General features: G+C 59.5%; 28 protein-coding genes. All 28 read left to right on the top strand.

The features are described from left to right. Nucleotides 1-213 precede the first annotated feature (213 nt). Nucleotides 214-531: a hypothetical protein gene (locus EN879_RS00650; protein ID WP_063168441.1), complete on the top strand. Its 318-nt coding sequence runs from the start codon at nt 214-216 to the stop codon at nt 529-531. A gap of 68 nt (nt 532-599) precedes the next feature. Further along, entirely contained in the window at nt 600-1,037 is a 438-nt protein-coding gene (locus tag EN879_RS00645) for a TerB family tellurite resistance protein (RefSeq protein WP_063168440.1), read from the top strand. Nucleotides 1,038-1,042: 5 nt separating this feature from the next. Beyond that, nucleotides 1,043-1,231: a hypothetical protein gene (locus tag EN879_RS00640; protein WP_063168439.1), complete on the top strand. Its 189-nt coding sequence runs from the start codon at nt 1,043-1,045 to the stop codon at nt 1,229-1,231. 80 nt (nt 1,232-1,311) lie between these two features. Then, on the top strand, nt 1,312-1,614 hold the full coding sequence (locus EN879_RS00635; protein ID WP_127273921.1) for a hypothetical protein: 303 nt from the start codon (nt 1,312-1,314) through the stop codon (nt 1,612-1,614). Continuing rightward, nucleotides 1,611-1,763: a hypothetical protein gene (locus EN879_RS38780; RefSeq protein ID WP_158515794.1), complete on the top strand. Its 153-nt coding sequence runs from the start codon at nt 1,611-1,613 to the stop codon at nt 1,761-1,763. The genes EN879_RS00635 and EN879_RS38780 overlap by 4 nt, the downstream gene beginning before the upstream one ends. A gap of 34 nt (nt 1,764-1,797) precedes the next feature. After that, a complete protein-coding gene (locus tag EN879_RS00630) occupies nt 1,798-2,337 on the top strand; it encodes a hypothetical protein (RefSeq protein WP_063168437.1) in 540 nt (179 codons plus the stop codon). Then, on the top strand, nt 2,334-2,942 hold the full coding sequence (locus EN879_RS00625; protein ID WP_063168436.1) for a hypothetical protein: 609 nt from the start codon (nt 2,334-2,336) through the stop codon (nt 2,940-2,942). The genes EN879_RS00630 and EN879_RS00625 overlap by 4 nt, the downstream gene beginning before the upstream one ends. A 493-nt stretch (nt 2,943-3,435) precedes the next feature. Continuing rightward, nucleotides 3,436-4,029, top strand: a complete 594-nt coding sequence (locus tag EN879_RS00615; protein ID WP_063168434.1) for a hypothetical protein — start codon at nt 3,436-3,438, stop codon at nt 4,027-4,029. Next, a complete protein-coding gene (locus EN879_RS00610) occupies nt 4,029-4,211 on the top strand; it encodes a hypothetical protein (RefSeq protein WP_063168433.1) in 183 nt (60 codons plus the stop codon). The genes EN879_RS00615 and EN879_RS00610 overlap by 1 nt, the downstream gene beginning before the upstream one ends. After that, complete coding sequence (locus EN879_RS00605; RefSeq protein WP_127224378.1) at nt 4,174-5,136, top strand: MT-A70 family methyltransferase; 963 nt, start codon at nt 4,174-4,176, stop codon at nt 5,134-5,136. Before EN879_RS00610 ends, EN879_RS00605 begins: the two co-directional genes overlap by 38 nt. Continuing rightward, a complete protein-coding gene (locus tag EN879_RS00600; protein ID WP_063168431.1) occupies nt 5,133-5,405 on the top strand; it encodes an HU family DNA-binding protein in 273 nt (90 codons plus the stop codon). Before EN879_RS00605 ends, EN879_RS00600 begins: the two co-directional genes overlap by 4 nt. Nucleotides 5,406-5,442: 37 nt before the next feature. Next, nucleotides 5,443-6,120 (top strand): hypothetical protein, encoded by a 678-nt coding sequence (locus tag EN879_RS00595; protein ID WP_127273920.1) that lies wholly within the window; start codon nt 5,443-5,445, stop codon nt 6,118-6,120. Nucleotides 6,121-6,177: 57 nt separating this feature from the next. Next, on the top strand, nt 6,178-6,867 hold the full coding sequence (locus EN879_RS00590) for a hypothetical protein (protein WP_063168429.1): 690 nt from the start codon (nt 6,178-6,180) through the stop codon (nt 6,865-6,867). A gap of 11 nt (nt 6,868-6,878) precedes the next feature. After that, nucleotides 6,879-7,448, top strand: coding sequence for a GcrA family cell cycle regulator (locus EN879_RS00585; protein ID WP_158515793.1), 570 nt, complete (start codon nt 6,879-6,881; stop codon nt 7,446-7,448). After that, nucleotides 7,441-7,830 (top strand): hypothetical protein, encoded by a 390-nt coding sequence (locus EN879_RS00580; protein WP_063168427.1) that lies wholly within the window; start codon nt 7,441-7,443, stop codon nt 7,828-7,830. The genes EN879_RS00585 and EN879_RS00580 overlap by 8 nt, the downstream gene beginning before the upstream one ends. After that, nucleotides 7,827-8,477, top strand: coding sequence for a hypothetical protein (locus EN879_RS00575; RefSeq protein ID WP_063168426.1), 651 nt, complete (start codon nt 7,827-7,829; stop codon nt 8,475-8,477). Before EN879_RS00580 ends, EN879_RS00575 begins: the two co-directional genes overlap by 4 nt. Further along, entirely contained in the window at nt 8,474-8,824 is a 351-nt protein-coding gene (locus EN879_RS00570; protein WP_063168425.1) for a hypothetical protein, read from the top strand. The genes EN879_RS00575 and EN879_RS00570 overlap by 4 nt, the downstream gene beginning before the upstream one ends. Before the next feature lie 69 nt (nt 8,825-8,893). Further along, a complete protein-coding gene (locus EN879_RS00565; RefSeq protein WP_127273919.1) occupies nt 8,894-9,709 on the top strand; it encodes a hypothetical protein in 816 nt (271 codons plus the stop codon). A 1-nt stretch (nt 9,710) separates the two neighbouring features. After that, on the top strand, nt 9,711-10,028 hold the full coding sequence (locus EN879_RS00560) for a hypothetical protein (RefSeq protein ID WP_063168423.1): 318 nt from the start codon (nt 9,711-9,713) through the stop codon (nt 10,026-10,028). Beyond that, nucleotides 10,025-10,543 carry a hypothetical protein gene (locus EN879_RS00555; protein WP_063168422.1) on the top strand — a complete coding sequence of 173 codons (519 nt, stop codon included), beginning with the start codon at nt 10,025-10,027 and terminating at the stop codon, nt 10,541-10,543. Before EN879_RS00560 ends, EN879_RS00555 begins: the two co-directional genes overlap by 4 nt. A gap of 21 nt (nt 10,544-10,564) precedes the next feature. Beyond that, complete coding sequence (locus EN879_RS00550; RefSeq protein WP_127224377.1) at nt 10,565-10,783, top strand: hypothetical protein; 219 nt, start codon at nt 10,565-10,567, stop codon at nt 10,781-10,783. Nucleotides 10,784-10,789: 6 nt separating this feature from the next. Beyond that, nucleotides 10,790-11,482, top strand: coding sequence for a sigma-70 family RNA polymerase sigma factor (locus EN879_RS00545; RefSeq protein WP_063168421.1), 693 nt, complete (start codon nt 10,790-10,792; stop codon nt 11,480-11,482). 68 nt (nt 11,483-11,550) lie between these two features. Then, a complete protein-coding gene (locus EN879_RS00540) occupies nt 11,551-13,140 on the top strand; it encodes a DEAD/DEAH box helicase (protein ID WP_164774290.1) in 1,590 nt (529 codons plus the stop codon). Continuing rightward, the gene (locus EN879_RS00535; RefSeq protein ID WP_063168419.1) at nt 13,137-13,511 is read left to right on the top strand and encodes a hypothetical protein; all 375 of its coding nucleotides are present in this window, start codon (nt 13,137-13,139) and stop codon (nt 13,509-13,511) included. Before EN879_RS00540 ends, EN879_RS00535 begins: the two co-directional genes overlap by 4 nt. Further along, nucleotides 13,508-14,353, top strand: a complete 846-nt coding sequence (locus tag EN879_RS00530; RefSeq protein WP_063168418.1) for a ParB N-terminal domain-containing protein — start codon at nt 13,508-13,510, stop codon at nt 14,351-14,353. The genes EN879_RS00535 and EN879_RS00530 overlap by 4 nt, the downstream gene beginning before the upstream one ends. Next, nucleotides 14,350-15,009, top strand: a complete 660-nt coding sequence (locus EN879_RS00525) for a sigma-70 family RNA polymerase sigma factor (protein WP_063168417.1) — start codon at nt 14,350-14,352, stop codon at nt 15,007-15,009. Before EN879_RS00530 ends, EN879_RS00525 begins: the two co-directional genes overlap by 4 nt. Next, nucleotides 15,006-16,202: a toprim domain-containing protein gene (locus EN879_RS00520; RefSeq protein WP_063168416.1), complete on the top strand. Its 1,197-nt coding sequence runs from the start codon at nt 15,006-15,008 to the stop codon at nt 16,200-16,202. The genes EN879_RS00525 and EN879_RS00520 overlap by 4 nt, the downstream gene beginning before the upstream one ends. Then, a partial coding sequence (locus tag EN879_RS00515; protein ID WP_164774289.1) for a DnaB-like helicase C-terminal domain-containing protein occupies nt 16,174-17,245 on the top strand: 1,072 nt, incomplete at its 3' end. The genes EN879_RS00520 and EN879_RS00515, both read left to right, overlap by 29 nt.

The following is a 17,245-nucleotide window of genomic DNA, read 5'->3' as shown; positions in this document are numbered from 1 at the left end:
CAGAGCAGGGGTCCGACATCCATAGGAAGATACAGGAATTCAGCCGGCGGCAGATGTCGCGGCGGCAGTGAAAGGGCATAAGTGATGTTTACTGCGACCAGAACGCCACCGCGCGCTAGATTTGGCAAAAAGACCGAGTTGGACCTTCTCTATATGACTGCCGCAGAACTCAGGCGCGCGGCTAGGGCTGGCAGGGAGCGGTCATTCCAGCCAGTGCAGCCAACCAATTCACCAGGCGCCACTCTCCTGCGCGGTGAACGCCGTCGCGCTATCCGCGAGGAGCGCAGCAAGACGATCTTCGAAGGTGGCGCTCTCGCCGCCATCCTGCGGCATGCCGAGCGCGTAGGTAAACGGCCGCGCCGGAAGGCTGTAAGCTCGCGCAAGATGGTGCCTGTCGCCGTCGATGATGAAGAGACGATGACGCGCGGCGAGCGCAAACGCGCCCTTCGCCAGGCGACCAACGAAAAGATCAACGCCCAACAGAAGGCTGAAGCCGATCGCCGTCGCAAGATGGCTGAGCGCTTCGCCTGAAGGAATTCTGGCCCACCACGCCAGGATAAGTAGAACGACCAAACCTCAACCAAAATATGGAGACGACATTGTTCGGAAGTTTGTTCAAGGGCAAAGCCAAGGAAGCCATGAACCAGTTCTCTGGGAACAAGGATTTTCTTGAAGGCATGTGCGCCGCGTGCGCGCTCACCGCGGCGGCCGAAGGCGGTATCGACGACAAGGAATACGAGAAGACGCTGACCGTCATTCGCTCGAACTCAGCCATCGCCGCCGGCTTCGATTCCACCCAGATCGAATCGGTCTTCGGCAAGATGCAAGGCAAAACGACAACGCGATCTGGCAAGGCCGAACTGAAGAACGAAATCCGCGAGGTCATCGCCCGCGACAAGACAGGCTCGCTCGGCCAGGCAATCGTTCTTGCCAGCCTTGATGTCGCCGATGAAGGCGGCATCTCGCCGGCCGAAGTCGCTGTCATGAAGGACATAGCGTCGATCTGCAACGTCAACTACGACAAACTCGCCGCCTGATCGATATGCTCGCCTGGCTCAAGGAGAAGGCGCTCGGCGCCGTTCTCGTCATCCAACTGGTCCTGATCGTGCTGCAATTCGTAATTTTCAGCACGCTCATGGATCTGTTCTCGAGCCTCTTCGTCGCCAGCCTCATCTTCACGTTGTGGAAGATGGAGACGATCGAGGGTTGGCTTAAGGGGTCGAAGTCCTGATCGTCGCCTAACGGCGACAATCCAACTTAACTGGCCAGCCGGGGGCCGTGCCCGGCACCAATTCCTCTAGGAGACTTGCCGTGAAAGCATGCCTGTTCCTCGCAGCGTTTTTGACAATGTCTCCAGCGCTTGCCGCTGATCAGCCATCCTGTGCGCCTTGGGCGGACATGAAGAAGGCACTCGCCGAGAAGTTCCACGAGGTTCAAATCGGTGGCGGCCTCATCAATGAGAAACTTCTCATGGCGGTCTTCGCTTCGGCCGGCGGCGCTACATGGACGACGGTGGGAGTCAACGCCGACGGGTCTTCGTGCGTCCTGGCGGTCGGAACTGACTGGTTCCTGACCAAGCCGGCGGCACCCGTTCCGGGCGGAAGAGAATCATGAGAGTCGGGAGGCGCACGGCCATTGTCTCCCTCAAGGGATCGATAGCGCTGGCCGCCTTCTTTGGCGCCTGCTTCACCATCCTGCTGATCACATTCGGCTCGAGCGCGCGGACGTCGGCGCCGATCGAGATGCACACTGCGGCGGACTGAACATCAACAACTCGGGACTGAAAAGGGGAAGTGCATGCTGAATAATCTCTTGTGGTACAGGATTGTCGTTTTTAACGCATGCATCGTCGCCGGACTGAGCTGGGCTTTCATGCAGGGTCATGTTCAGGTTCTCTTCGCCAATGAGACGACAGGCATCGGCTACGGCATGGTTGTTGTCTTCCTGGTGGCCATGGTTGGCTTTGTCCAGCGCGTCAGGAAGACGTCGGCAGCCCTAAACGAGGTCAAGCTCGGCAACTGGGTTGATGTCCGGAAGTTCAAGATCAAGAACACCTTTGTTGCGGCCGTATCGGTCTGGCTGGTCACGCTAGGACTGATAGGCAACATCACCGGGTTTGCCCAGGCGGTCGAGGGGCTCAACCTTTCCGGCGGGAGCGATGCGGCCATGCATGCGATCTCGCAGATGATCGACGGCATGAAGGTCGCGTTCTACACAACGCTGATCGGCACAGGTCTCGGCCTCTGGCTGGCCGTCAATGGGCACATTCTGCGAACCGCGACCGCGCTTCTGCACATTGACGCCGACGCACTCAAGGGTCGGATGTACATCAAATGAACGAGCCCGAGATCGACTACGACAGCGAGATCAACAGCGTCGCCTATCGTGACGTCCTGCTGAACACCATTCTCGGCCTGGTCATGATCATTGGCATCGTGGCTCTCCTGATCCAGGTGAAGAAAGCCGTGGAGCAGGCGGCCGCCGAGCCGCCAGGAAATATGATCGTCCACGCGGTCTGGCCGCAGGGTGACACCGATGTCGATCTTTGGGTCGACGGGCCGGGGGAGTTGGTTCCCGTGGGCTACAGCAACAAAGGTGGGCTTCTCTGGAATCTCCTGCGTGATGATCTCGGCGCGCAGCCGGACGCCGGTGATCTGAACTATGAGGACTCTTTTACGCGCGGCGTTGTCGGCGGCGATTACACCATAAATGTTCACTGCTTCAGATGTCCGCAGTTGCCGCAGGAGGTGAAGGTCGTCGTCGAGATCAATAGCGGCGAACCAGGTAAGTCGTCGCTCAAGCCGCTCGTCAACACGACGGTGAAACTGGTGACTGACGGTCAAGAGCGAACTGCCATCCGGTTCAAACTGACCGACAAGGGCGAGATCGTTCCCGGCTCCATGAATTCCGTCTTTAAGCCGCTTCGGAGTGCGAAGAAGTGACCGTGGAAATTTGGAGAACTGTCAGCTTCGCCCCGCGACACGAGGTGTCCAACTTGGGCCGCGTCCGGGGTGTTCGCGGCGGCATCCTTCGTCACGCCCTTGCTAGGGAGCATCACATCGTCAGCCTCTACCCAGAGGTTGCTATGATGAAGATTTGTTATGTTCATCTTTTGGTTCTTGAGGCGTTCGTTGGCCCGCGCCCGGATGGACTTGAGGGCTGTCACAACGACGGCAACCCAGACAACAACCGCTTGGACAATCTACGGTGGGATACGCCAGAGTCGAACCAGGCAGACCGGATCGCACATGGGACCGACATTCGCGGAATAAAGAACGGCCAATCCAAACTTACCGAAGAAGACATTTCGGCGATCAGGCGAGAATACGTTCCTCGTGTCAAGGGGAGTGATTGTCGCGCGCTGGCATCGAAGTATGGGGTGTCACATTCTCTCATAGCCGGGATCGTCAGGAACAAAACTTGGAGACATGTGACATGAACTACCCCATCACCGTTTGGTTGGCGATCACCGTCATTCTCGGCATCGCCGCCTCGCTCGCCATATGGGCCCGCGGTTTCTCGCGAGCTCGTGGCCTGGCCGTCCTCGCATTCTTACTGGCAAGCCCAATTGCTGGCGTCTCCCTCGGCTTCAGTCTCGGCTGGCCGGTTCCGCTCGTCGATGGCGTGACGCTCTCCGCTGGCGATCATCAGATCCTTGCGGCGAAGATGCTGATCGAGGACGGCATCTACATCTTCGTCGACCGCGGCGAGCAGCAGCCACGCTATTACAAACTGCCGTGGAGCACAAAGACGGCTGACGAGCTTCAGAAGGCCATGGATGAGAAAGGCGAGGGCGGTCAGGCTGGCATCACAGTAAAGCCGTTCAAGTGGCCGTGGGAGTCGGAAGAGGGAAACTCCGGCGAGGGCGGCCAGCCCGACCAGGGGAAGAAGGGCAAGGGCGGGATTGCTGGGTTGTTCGAGTTCTCATGGGACACGCACGATCAGCAGTTCTGGGCGCTCCCTCAGCCGAAGGCACTCCCCGACAAGCCTGCAGCCGCGCCGGCGCCAACCTACGAGCAGCAGATCTGATGTGCCAGGTTCTGATGATCCTCGCCCTGATGGACAACGCGTTCTCGCTAGAGACACGCTGCGTCCAGTCCGTCGCGAAGTGCAACGAGGTGATCAAGATGGAAGTCACCGAGTTCTTCCCCGAGGCGAACTACATCGGCCGCTGTGTCGAAGTGGACGATCTCGCCAAGCAGGACAGGTGAGGCCCATCTTGCCCTGTGCATCATTCAAACAGAATACACCCGGTCCGCGCCTTTCGGCAGGTGCCGGCGGCCACCTGAGCACACCAAGCCCCGAAGCTTCCGGCGCAAAAATGGATGGGAGTCCAGACCGGGCCAGCGCCGTGCTGGCATTTCTAAACGGACATTCGGGACACGCCGCCAAAGTTTCGTTCGGTCGCTCGGTGACGCCGCCATGAGCAATATTGACTTCTCTCAAATGACGAAGGAGTTCGCGGCCCTGCGGCCGGCCGGCGGCTTCAAGGTCGCGCTTCTCGATATCCCGTGGGACTTCGAGCACTTCTCCGAGAAGGGGCAGGGCAAGGGCCCGCAGCGCCACTACGACACGATGTCGATCGAGGACATCTGCCAAATCCCACTGACCGCGCTACTCGCTGACGACGCCGCTGTGTTCCTTTGGATGACCTGGCCGCTGGCTATGCGCTGGCATGAGGTCGTCCCAGCGTTGGGGCTGAACTTCGCCGGCCTTGCCTGGGAATGGCTGAAATACAATCCGAAGTCCGGCAAGTATGCATTTGGTGGGGGATATGGCACACGAAAAAATGTCGAACCGTGCATTTTGTGCACGCGCGGCAACCCTCAACTGAGGCAGCCGATCGAGAGCGACATGCTCGGCGACGCGGTGATCCCTGCCGGCGTGCGCAGCGTGCGCGACTTCATCGAGGCGATGCCGCTCGACGCCATCCGTCAGCCGCGGCGCCTGCACAGCCAAAAACCCGACGAACAGTACGACCGCATCGAGACGATGTTCGATGGGCCGTATGTCGAGCTTTTTTCAAGAAGCTCTAGGAAAAAATGGACGGCCTGGGGAAACCAGGTCGGCCTGCTTGATGCCGGAATCCCGGCGACAACCGCCGCAGACGCGGCTCATTCGAAGGAAGAAGCATGACCACGAAAAACGAAATCGCCGCCATCGTTGCCGGTGAGACCGGTATGACGAAAGCAGATGCTGCCGCGGCAGTGAATGCCACGATCGACGCGATCGCTGGCAGTCTGATTGCCGGCATCAAGGTGCAGATCGCCGGGCTCGGCGTGTTCGGCGTCAAGGCGACGGCGGCGCGCCAAGGCCGCAATCCAAGGACTGGGGATACGGTCCAGATCGCAGCCGGGAAGAAAATCACATTCAAGCCGGGCGCCGATCTGAAGGCGAGGCTCTGACATGGCGCGTCCAGCCGGATCCAAGAACAAGCCAAAATTGTCCGTCGTCGGCGGCGCAGCTGGTCCCGGACACAATAGATCAGCCGAACAGCTTAGCGATGACCAGCTTCAGGGCCTGACGCGCCAGCACGCCGCGAAGCGCGCCAAGCTGCTTGAGGCCGAAAAGAAGACCAAAGCCGACCGGATGAACTTCGACAAGATCATCAAGTCGGATCTCGGCGCAACCGGTCTCGCCAACATCAAACTCCTGCTGGATCTCGAAACGCCGGAAGGCGAAGCAAGGATCAAGGCGGACATGGAACGGCAAGCGATGGTCGCTCGCTGGGCCGGCTTGGCCATCGGCACTCAGGGTGCGCTTTTCGACCAAGACCGTCGGCCGGTCGAGGACCGGGCCTTCGATGATGGCAAGCGTGATGGCATGTCGGGCAAGACGCTCGCCACGTCCCACGCGTCCGGCACCGAGGCTTACAACAAGTACGTCGAGGGCTGGCACGCAGGTCAGGCTATCAACGCTGCGGGCATCCGTCAGAAGCCTCCGGAGGCCGAACTCCTTCGTAAGGAGGGCGCCGAGGTCACTGGTCTCGCCGATGAGTTTGATCAGGCTTCCGATGGCGGATCGACGGCGTCTTCTGATGTCTCGGACGACGACGAAGGCGGCGAGCCGTGGCCGGATGACGTGGACATCTCAGACCGCGAACCAGCCGAGACGCTTTGAAGCCCCTTGGCGGGGCGGACTTGATCCGTCCCGCGTCCACACATTGAAGAGTGAAATATGGTCATCGGCGGGTTGGACATAGCGACCACCACTGGCGCTGCGTTTCTGAAGGACGGCGTCTTCACAGCGGAGACGTTCGTTTATAGCGGCGCGAAGAAGAAAAAGAGCATCTTGGACGGCGCCGATGAAAAGCTGGCGCTGGATGCAAACGAGCTCGGCAAGGTGTTCGACTGGTTTGATCGTGTCGTTCGCATCTGGCTGGTCACCAATCGAATTGAATCTCTTGCAATAGAGGAGCCACTTCGCACGGACTTCGCTGGTCGAAAGAAGGCAGTCGTCGACACTAATTCAAACTGGGCTGGGAAGTCGGTCACCTATGAAAAGAAAGGCGGCATCAGCCTCAAGACAATTTTCAAGCTTCATGGCCTTGAGGCGATCGCCTGCCGGGTGTGTGCACAGTTGAATATCCCGGTCATGTTCGTCAACCAGGCCACATGGCGTCTAGCTTTCTTGGGCAACGGTCGCCCGCCTGACGCCAAGTCTGAGGCGGTGAAGATGTGCCGGAAACTCGGCATTGAGATCACCAGCGTTGACGCAGCCGAAGGCGTGGGCGTGTGCTGGTGGCTGGATCGGCATCTCAACCCATACAGCCATCGGCGGGCGAACGATCTCTTCGCCGAGAAGCCGCTCACCAGGGCGCAGTTGCAGATCAAGGAAGCCGAGAAGCTTTTCAAGGCCAACGCTTGATGTGGGAGAGGATGAGCAGGGAGGAGCGGATACAGGCGATCCGCGATGGAGTGGCGGAGAAGATGAGCTCCACTCAGATTGCAGAGGCCATTGGCGGCAAGTGCAACCGGAATATGATCATCGGGCTCAGTTACCGTTCAGGGATCAAGCTTGTCGCCACTCCAGCATCAGTCGCCAAGATGAAGGCGGACGCGCTTTTTAAAAGCCGACCGGAGAAACACAAAGCCGCGCCGGTGGCGAAGAAAGAGGTGCCAGCGAAGCCGCCCCGGGCGCCGGCACCGCTCACTGCGGCTTTGGCAATCAGGAAGCCGGCGATCATCGATGCGGAGCCGGTCTACGAGTTCCCCGACCTGCACTACCGGGTGCATCTGGAAGACGTGAAGAGCGGTCAGTGCAGGGCGCCGACATGGAATGACGACAAGAGGCCGGACACGGCGGTATATTTCTTCTGCGGCAAGCCGGTGAAGTCGGGGTCTCCATATTGCTGGCATTGCCACAAGAAGATGTACGACGGCATGCCTCGGCGGCGTGAACCGGGGACGATGACATCCCGACAGACCAGGCGCGGTGAACTTGCCTGATATCTCACCGGAGGATTCGCGGGACTTTCTGCGCGGCATCATCACCCGGAACAAAGAGAGGGAAGACGGACGGTCATTCAAGGTGATCGTCCACATGACGCGGGAAGAGGCCACCAAGATCTGGGCGGCGAAACGCTGGCTCGACGTCTACCGGGAATGGGGCGTCGGGATCGAAGAGACAGATTTCACGATCGACTATGTGAGGAAGTTTCTCGGGGAACTGATTGAAGGACTCAAGGTGCAGAAGGGAGCGGAAGAGATGACGATCATGTTTAAACGACGAGGCTTGAACATCCTCACTGCGGCTGAACTGCATCTTGACCGCTACGTCATCATGCGGAGTGCCCCGGACAGGTCGAAGAGTTGGAAAGGCAAGAAGTGACCCCAGTCGCCATCTTCCTCTGCGACAAGTCCGGCATCGCGGCTCGGCCGTGGGCTGCGGCCGGCATTGAATGCTGGTGCGTTGACGTTGAGCATTCGATCCGCAAAGACCGCATAAAGAACAATATCCATTTCGTCTGGGGTGATGTCCGGACATGGCGCCCCCCCCCGCGGCGAAGGATAGTCTTTGTCGGCGCCTTCCCGCCGTGCACGCACGTTGCCGTCAGCGGCGCTCGGGATTTCGAGAAGAAGCGAGGCGCCATGCTCCGTGATGCGCTGGAGACCTTCGAGGCGTCCTGCCAAGCCGTAGCATGGTCTGGTGCTCCCGGATTCGTTGAGAACCCGATAGGTGTTCTGTCCAACATTCCGCATATCGGCAAGCCGCACTATTGGTTCGAGCCATTCCAGTATGCCGGCTATCTCGCCGATCCATCGACTGACGCCTACACCAAGAAGACTGGTTTGTGGACGTTCAACGGGTTCGTCATGCCGCCGAAGAAGCCGGTGGATCCGATCGACGGTTCGAAGATGCATCTGTTGCCGCCAAGCGATGATCGCGCGGACCAGAGGAGTGCGACGCCGGCCGGGTTTTCCTTGGCCAATTTCGAGGCGAACTGTCCGGCTGATCTAAGGAAGGTCGCAGCATGACGACCGTGCAGCAGATCATTGGCCTGCTCGCTGGCATCCGCTTGCCGCTCTCTGACGAAAAGCGGTTGCAGGCGGCAATCTCGGACGAGTTCACCCTCGCTGACATTCCCCATGAGCGGGAGGTCAGGTTGAGTCCGGAAGATGTGATCGACTTCATGTGTGGCGAGATCGGGATCGAGGTCAAGATAAAGGGCGGCAAGCGCGCGATCTTCCACCAGGTGGAGCGATACGCGCAGCACGACAGCATCAAGGAACTAATCCTCGTCAGCAACGTCGCGATGGGCTTCCCGCCGGAGATCAATGGAAAGCCGGTCTATTTCCACAATCTTGCAAAGGCGTGGCTGTAGATGACGAATCCATATCTCATCACCGGTCCGGCGCTGGTCTCATTCTCTGGTGGCCGCACCAGCGGCTACATGCTGGACCAGATCGTCCGCGCGCACGGGGGCAAACTTCCGGACGATGTGGTCGTCGCTTTTGCAAACACCGGCAAGGAGCGCGAGGAGACGCTTCGCTACGTCCATGAGTGCAGCGTCCGCTTCGGCGTCAAGATCCACTGGCTCGAGTGGCGGCCGGGCGACAGTGTGTATGAGGAGGTCGGCTACAACAGCGCTTCCCGCAAGGGTGAGCCGTTCAAAGCTCTCATCGCCAAAAAGCAACGGTTGCCGAATTGGCAGGAGCGGTGGTGCACGACCTATCTGAAACTGCTGCCGCTGTTCGCGTTGGCCAAGACATATGGCTGGGCGCCGGGGAACTACAGCGAGGTGATAGGCCTGCGCTATGACGAAGGCCATCGCATCATCAAGGGTATGGCCAATGCCGAGAAGGCTGGCCGAACATGCGCTTACCCGCTCTCCCGAGCCCGGGTGCGCAAGCCGGATGTCATGAGTTACTGGCTCGGCGACAACAAAGATCCGAAGAACCTCACGCACCCACTGCCGCAGGGTTTTGACCTTGGCCTGCGCGACTATGAGGGCAATTGCGATTTTTGCTTCCTGAAAGGACGCGGGCTTCGCAAGCGCATCATCCGTGAGCAGCCGGCGGCGCCGCTGTGGTGGCATGAGCAGGAGGTCGAGCAGGAGGGCTTTTTCTCCTCGCGTGACAGGGTCATCGATCTCATCAATGAGGTGCATCGGTCCCCCGATCTTTTCGATGACTCGCCGGACGAAGAATACGACGTCGAATGCGGGCTCCACTGTGGACCCGAAGAAGAACCAGTAACGGAGAACTGACATGAATTTCTGGCTTACGATGCTCGGCTTGGCCGGCGTCTCGATCGTGCAGAACGCGGCCTTCACAGCGGTCTCCCGATCAAGGAACAGCGGTGACGTCCGTCACCATTTCAAATGGGCGATCGCCTCCAACGGCGTCTGGTTTGTGGCGCAGTTGTTCATCTGGTCGACGGTCTGGCACGCCGTCGAAACCGGCAATTGGTGGCAGATAGCCGTCGGCGGCACCGTTTATGTCGCCTCGACCACATTCGGATCGGTCTGGATGATGGCGCGCATGCTGAAAACGGAGACGGGGAAGCAAAAGGTCGGCGCTCGTTGATCTGGCAGCTTTCCCATCGTGCTGATCGCTTCTCGGCGCGTATAGCCGACAGGCATTATTCGCGGCAGAAACCCGGCACGCCGCAGTTCGCGCCGACTGGGTCATGTGTCGTGTTCAAGGCGCTGACAGAGACTGGGCGGGCCTACTGGGTCACCAGCGCGCCATTTGCCGAATGGGTGAAGCACGCATGGGCGGGCGCATGGATTTGCTCGGCCTTTCGCAATGAGGGCGCCGGCCGCGCCTCCGACATGATCGTTGAGGCTGTCGCGGCGACCCGGGCTCACTACGGTACCCCCCCCGATTTGGGAATGGTCACCTTCATCGATCGAAAGAAGGTCCGACCGATAATCGTCCGCGGCCAAGAGGTCTTTGGCTGGACCTTCCGCAAGGCCGGCTTTGCCGAGTGCGGCGAGACCAAGGGCGGACTACTCGCATTGCAACTTCTGCCAGAAGGCATGCCTCCGCCGGAGAAAGCGCGCGGCATGCAGCACGACATGTTTGGGTTGGCATCCTGAACGATAACCAAGGAGATCAAAATGGCTGATTTATTGAAACTGGACGTCGCGGGAGTTGAAGACTGGCGCGAATATGACTTCGGCGGCCGCGTGTACCGCATTGAGAGTCCCAAGACTGTTCAATTCCGCCCCGGCGGTGAAACCCATCGCGTGACCGACTCTGTCGGAGTCGTTCACTGCGTTCCGGCGCCGGGCGTGAATGGTTGCGTGCTCCGCTGGAGTGGGCCGGTGGTCGCGTAATCATCAATGGCGCCTGAATTCCTCACCCGCGAGCATGAATACGCGCTGGCCGTCCGCTGGCGCGATCACCGGGACGTGGCGGCGATGCGGCAGATCATCGCCGCGCATCGTCCGATGGTGGTGAGCCGTGCGTGGAAGTTCCAGAAGTTCAATCTGCCAATGGACGACATGATACAGGAAGGGTCGCTTGGGCTGTTCAATGCCCTGAAACGCTTCGACCCGGAACTCGGCAACCGCTTTTCGACCTTCGCGCGCTGGTATGTGATCTCCGCCCTGCAGGAGTACGTGATCGCCAACTTCTCGGTGGTCCGAGGTTCGACTTCGAGCAAGAACAAGATGGCGTTCTTTGCTGGCCGGCGAGCCTCTGACACGTCCATGGATGCCCCGGTCTTCGAAGACGGCGAGTCCTGGACCGACCGACTTGTCGACGGCGGTGATCTACCGGATGCAATCGTGGAAGCGACCATCGACGGCGAGCGGCAGAGAAGGATCATCCGGCAAGCGCTGAAGAAGCTGTCGCCACGATCAGCCGCGATCATCAAGGCGAGGCTCATGCTCGATGAGCCGGAGACGCTGGAAGAACTCGGTCGCAAACATGGGATATCGAAAGAGCGCATCCGGCAGATAGAGGCCAAGGCGCTTGAGGATCTGCGGGTGATCCTCACCAGCAAGCGCCGGCGCAATTTGGTGGCGGTATGACGGCGCCCACCTACGGCAAACTAGCGCTGCAGGGCAACCGCTGGGTGTTGAGCGATATCCCGCCGCATGTGGCGATCCGGCTGAAGAACATGTTTCCCCGGATACCGAAGACCCAGACGAAGGTCTTCGATCTGCCGGCCACTTTGGAAATGGCCGCCGATCTCCTGTGGATGCAACAGCGTTTTCCGTTCGTCATGTCGGCTCAAGATCGGCAGGCGCTTGAGGCTACCAAGCTTCTCTTCGATGATGATCGCGCTGCATCGGAAGCCATCATGCTCCCTGACTGGCAGCCGCCGGCGCGCCACGGCTTTCGGCCCGGGAAAGAGGCCTACCACTATCAGAAACAAGCCAGCGAGATGTGGCATCGCAGGAAGGGCTTGCTGCTCGGCGATGACGTCGGTCTCGGAAAAACCATAGCCGCACTGGACGGCCTGGCCGGCTCGCAATATCTGCCGGCGGCAATCGTCGTGCAGGCGCACCTTCCAAGTCAATGGGTGAATGAATTCATAAAGCCCTTCACTTACATGAACGCGCACGTCATCCAGGGGACCAAGCCATACAGCCTGCCGCCGGCGAACCTATACATTTTCCGCTATTCTAACATCGCCGGTTGGACCGACATATTCGCTACCGGCATGTTCAAGGCCGTGGTCTTCGATGAGATTCAGGAACTTCGCCGCGGCACTGAGGCGGAGAAGGGCAAGGCAGCTTTGGTGCTGGCGCAGAACGCCGCTCTCCGGCTCGGGTTGAGCGCTTCACCGGTCTACAATCTTGGCTCGGAAATGTGGAATATCCTTAGCGTCATCGACCCGGAAGTTCTCGGCCCATGGGAGGACTTCGTCCGCGAGTGGTGCGTCATGGCATCTGGAGGCAAATGGCGGGTGGAGGATCCTGACGCGCTTGGATCGTATCTCCGGGAGAGCGGCGTCTTCCTGCGGCGTCTTCGCCAAGGTCGGCCGATCAACCGCATTCCAATCGAAGTCGATTTTGACGAAGAGATCGCCGACAACGCCGCCGAACTCGCCAAGAAGCTCGCCATCAAGGTTATGAACGGCTCCTTTGTGGAAGCCGGTCTCGCCGCGCGTGAACTGGATGCATTCGCCCGCCTCCAGACCGGACTGGCAAAAGCCAAGAGCGTCGCAATTCTGGCTCAGATGTATCTCGAAAAAGGCATCCCGATCATCCTGGCAGGATGGCACAGGGACGTTTATTCGCAATGGATTGAGCAGCTCAAGAAATTCAATCCGATGCTCTACACGGGCTCGGAGTCGGCAAGGCAGAAGGATCGGACGAAGAACGCGTTCATCAACGGTGACACGAACCTGATGATCATTTCCCTTCGATCAGGCGCCGGTCTGGATGGGCTGCAAAAGCGATGCTCGACCTTGATCGTTGGTGAAATGGATTGGTCGAACGCGGTTGTCGATCCTCAGTTGATCGGCCGCATAGATCGGCCGGGACAGAAGGCCGACGAAATCACGGTCGTGTTCCCCTATGTGAACTATGGCTCGGACCCGGTTCTCATGTCTGTCAACGCCATCAAGAAAGACCAGCAGCGCGGCATCAATGATCCGGGGGCAGTGCTCGGGCCGGTCTATACGGACGAGTCCCGCATCAAGCTTCTGGCTCAGCAGTTCTTGCAGAAGAGGTCGGCATGATCGCCGTGAGGGCAAGGAAGAAACTGTTCGAGTCCGATATCATGTCGGCGCGGCGGATCCCAGTCTGGGCGCGCGAGATCATCGCGGATGTCGCCGCTGCTCATGGTGTCGTCGCGAACAACATCCTCATGGATTTTCGCAACGACAATGCCTGCCTGGCGCGCCGGGAGGCGATCTACAAAATCAAGGTCCACAAGCCGTCGCTGTCGTCGCCGCAGATCGGCAAGTGGTTCGACAAGAACCCCGCAACCATCCTCTATTCACTGGCGCGGCATGCGGAACAGACCGGCGCCGAGAGGCTGTCGGAATATAGCCTGAAAAAGTGGAAGCCGACGGGAAAGCCGGTCGGCCGGCCGAGAGGGACGAAATGAATTCCGAAGTGAGGACGATCGACCCGACGCCGTTCGCGGCCGCGTTCGGCCGACCATTGACGACGTCGCTCGGCATCAAGCCCGGGCTCTGCTGGCTTCCCATCTCCGCGCTGCGGATCGACCCGGCCTATCAGCGCGAGATCTTCGAGGGCGGCGCCAAGAATGTCCTCAAGATAGCGAAGGGGTTTGACTGGGCCCTGTTCGGGGTCGTAGTGGTCGCGAACATCGATGGTGGATTGTTTGCGATCGTCGACGGCCAGCATCGGGTTATAGCTGCCGCTCTGCGCTCGATCGACGAAGTGCCGTGCATCATCATCGAGGCTGACCCCAAGAAGCAGGCGGAAGCCTTTGCCGCGATCAACGGCGCCGTGACCGCCATCCACCCGCTGTCGATATTCGCGGCGGAGCTCGCCGGAAACAAACCCGACGCGATAGCGCTTCGCGATGCGTGCGCAAAGGCACACGTCAACATCCTGCGATACCCGGTCCCATCCAAGAACATGAAGCTCGGCGACACCATCGCCATCCGGTCGCTTCAGGAATGCATGAAGACCTATGGCGCGGATCACCTCTGCCTTGCGCTGCGCGCAATCACGAGGTCAAAGCCGGATGGAAACGTCGGGCATGTGAAGGCGCCGATCATCAAGGCGCTCTGCCATGTGCTCGATGCCGAGAAGTCGTGGTGCAAACCTGAGTACCGGCTGATCTCAGTCATGGGGCAATTCGAGTACGGTCCGGAGTTAGATCAGGCGAGCGTCCTAGCTCGGAAGAACAAGAGGCAGACGCACACCGAACTGGCTGTCAGATTGTTCGATTATCTCGATGACGAGATCGGCGCATGACAGGGCGTCCGGCCGCATTTGATCGGGATGTCATGGCGTCCTACGCCGCACTGCGGCGCTTTGCGATAAGTCTTTCGCGCGATCCGGCGAGGGCGGACGACCTGGTGCAGGAGGCCGTCGTCAAGGCAATGGAGAAGTGGGAACAATTCAATGATGGTACGAACCTGAAGGCGTGGCTCTTCACGATCCTTCGCAATGAACACATCAGCCAGGCGAGAAAGTCGGCGAGATTGGTCGAAGACCCCGACGACATGCTCGCCAAGAATCTGTCGGTGCAAGCGAGTCAACCTTTCGCAGTCGATCTCAAGATCACACAGCGACGCATGCGGCTTCTCCCGACGGAACAGCGGCGGGCGATCGAGTTGGTGGCCATCCTTGGCAACGACTACGAACGGGCCGCCGATCTGATCGGCGTTGCCGTCGGAACAATCAAGAGCCGGGTATCGCGGGGCAGAGACTTTCTGGAAACGGGCGTCCTGCCGCCAGAAGAGCCGGAACCAGCGCCGGCGCCGACGTTAGGGGAAAGCGCATTGTGCGACCGGGTATCGGTACTGTTCAGGGCGGGCCGGTGGATATCGCAGATTGCCGGCGAGGTGGGTATAGAGCCGCGCAAGATCATGCGCATGGTCGTTGACCAAAGGTTGCGACGGGCATGAGCAGGGATGACGCCAGAGAGATAACCGACAGACTCAACGAAGACGTCGAATCGATTTGCTCCAAATTCTGGCCGGGTTGGAAACCGGTCAAGGAGAAAGGCCAAGACATTGGCCTAATGACGCCGCAGATTAAAGTTGCGACAAGCAAGACCGCCAAGACAAGGAAGCTGACGAGTTCCTTTAAGGTCGAACTGAGCGGCTCACACAAGGGCAGGTGGTTTCGATTCTCGCAGAGCGTTGGCGGTTATGGGCTTGCCCTCCTATACTACGGCCATACGGATCGCATCCCGAACAGCAAGGATGACTTTCGCGAGGCGTTCCAATTCGCCCGCGAGCATCTTGGGATGGCTGAAGAGCGCACGGAGTCGCCAGAAGATAAGGCGGCTAGGGAAGAGCGCCGAAGCAAAGAACAGGCAGAACGAGACGCGCGCAACAAGAAGGGGGCGGCCGAAGCGGAGCGGAAGAGACAAGCCAAGGTTTTGAACGTTCAGGAAATATGGGCGGAATCCAAGCCGCTCGCTGGCTCCATGGGAGAGCAATACCTGATCGGTCGCGGCATCCCGCCAATTTCCGAATGGCCGTGGCAACCCGATGAAGCAATCCGCTTTCATCCAGCGCTTGACTTCGAACCCGATCGGGACGTCGGCAACTACCCGGCAATCGTCTGCAAGGTGGTCGATGCCTTCAACTCCCACGTCGCTCTCTGGATTGTCTATCTGAAGCGCGACAAGCCGGAGAAGGCCGATCTGTCTCCGAGCCCTAAGATCGGCCGCGGGACCACCGCAGGCGGCGCTATCCGACTCGGCGGCGATGCCGCGCACATAGACGGCGCCGAGGGCATGGAGACGGCGCTGGGGGCGTGGTTCCTCGACGGCTGCCGGCGCCCCGTGTGGTCGTTCATGTCGACCAGCGGCATGAAGAACTTCGAACCGCCGATGTTCGTGGAGCGGCTGAACATCTTCAAGGACGGCGACAAGGCGGTTCTCGGTCCGCAGGGGCGCGTATTGCCGCCGCCAGGGCAGCATGCCGCCGAGGAACTGCAGAAGCGCATGAAGGCCGTCGGGATCAAGTGCGCCGTAAATGATGTGTGCCGTGATGGCGACGCCTTGGACTTGTGGAACGCCAGACAGCGGTTTGAAAAAAGCAATCGGAAGGACGAAAAGAATGGCGAAGCCACAAACACAGCACCTTGAGAATCTGGTTGCCGAACGCATGGTGCTTGGAAAGGTGCTGCAATCCGAGGCGTCGTTCTGGTCAATCGCCGACGCACTCCAGTCGTTCCATTTTGCAAACGCCTTCTATGGGCAAATCTACCAGGCAGTCCGCGACGTCCTCACCGAAGGCAAGCGGATGTCATTAGCGATACTCGAAAGCCGGCTCGGGCCAGAATACGATGAAGACGGCAAATCCACATCGTCACTGCTCACCGCGCTGCTGCGCGATGCAGAGAACAACGAATCGGCTCTCGATGAGGTCGAAGGAATCATCGACCATTGGCGGCACAGAAAACTCATCGAAACCCTTGAGCATGGGCTGAAAGAGGCCAAGAAACCGAACGTCATGCCAGCCGACCTCCTGTCTGACATGGAAGTGAAAATCAAGGACATCAGTGTCAACAGCCAGGCGGAGCCGCTGAAGTGGCTTGGCGATATCGCCGTCAAAGTGCTGACGAGATCGTCGAAGACGAAAGAAACCGGCATCGTTCCGGGCTTCGACACCGGGCTGCCGACGCTCGACCAACTGATCGGCCGCGTGCATGCCGGCGACCTCGGCTTCATCGGAGCGCGCGCCGGCGACGCCAAGACCGTGCTTGCCTTCCAGATGGCGATGCGCGCCCAGCACTACGCGCCAGGCATCTTCTTCGAGCTCGAGATGAAGGACGAGGATCTGACCGCTCGCGCCATGGCTGGCGAGACCAACGTGCCGGTGGCCGAAATCGAGGCGGGATCTTATGACGCCTTCGCGTTGGAGGATCTGAAATCCGCCAGGGACAAACTGAAAGGCACCAGAATCGTCATCGACGATCGGCCGAAGCTTGCGATCGAGCAGATGCGGGATAGATGTGTGGCCATGAAGCGCCGGCACGGTCTCGGGTTTGCAGTGGTCGACCACATCAGGCTGGTGAGGACGTTCAACAAGTCGGCGAACAAGTTCGACCGGATCGAATTCGTCACCGGTGATCTGAAGGCGCTTGCAAAGGATCTCGGAATCGCTGTAATCGCGCTGTCCCAGGTAA

Source organism: Mesorhizobium sp. M7A.F.Ca.AU.002.02.1.1, from assembly GCF_003998535.1.
Lineage (GTDB): Bacteria > Pseudomonadota > Alphaproteobacteria > Rhizobiales > Rhizobiaceae > Mesorhizobium > Mesorhizobium ciceri.
The sequence above is the reverse complement of the archived record's forward strand: the minus strand, read 5'-3'. Positions and strand labels throughout refer to the sequence as shown.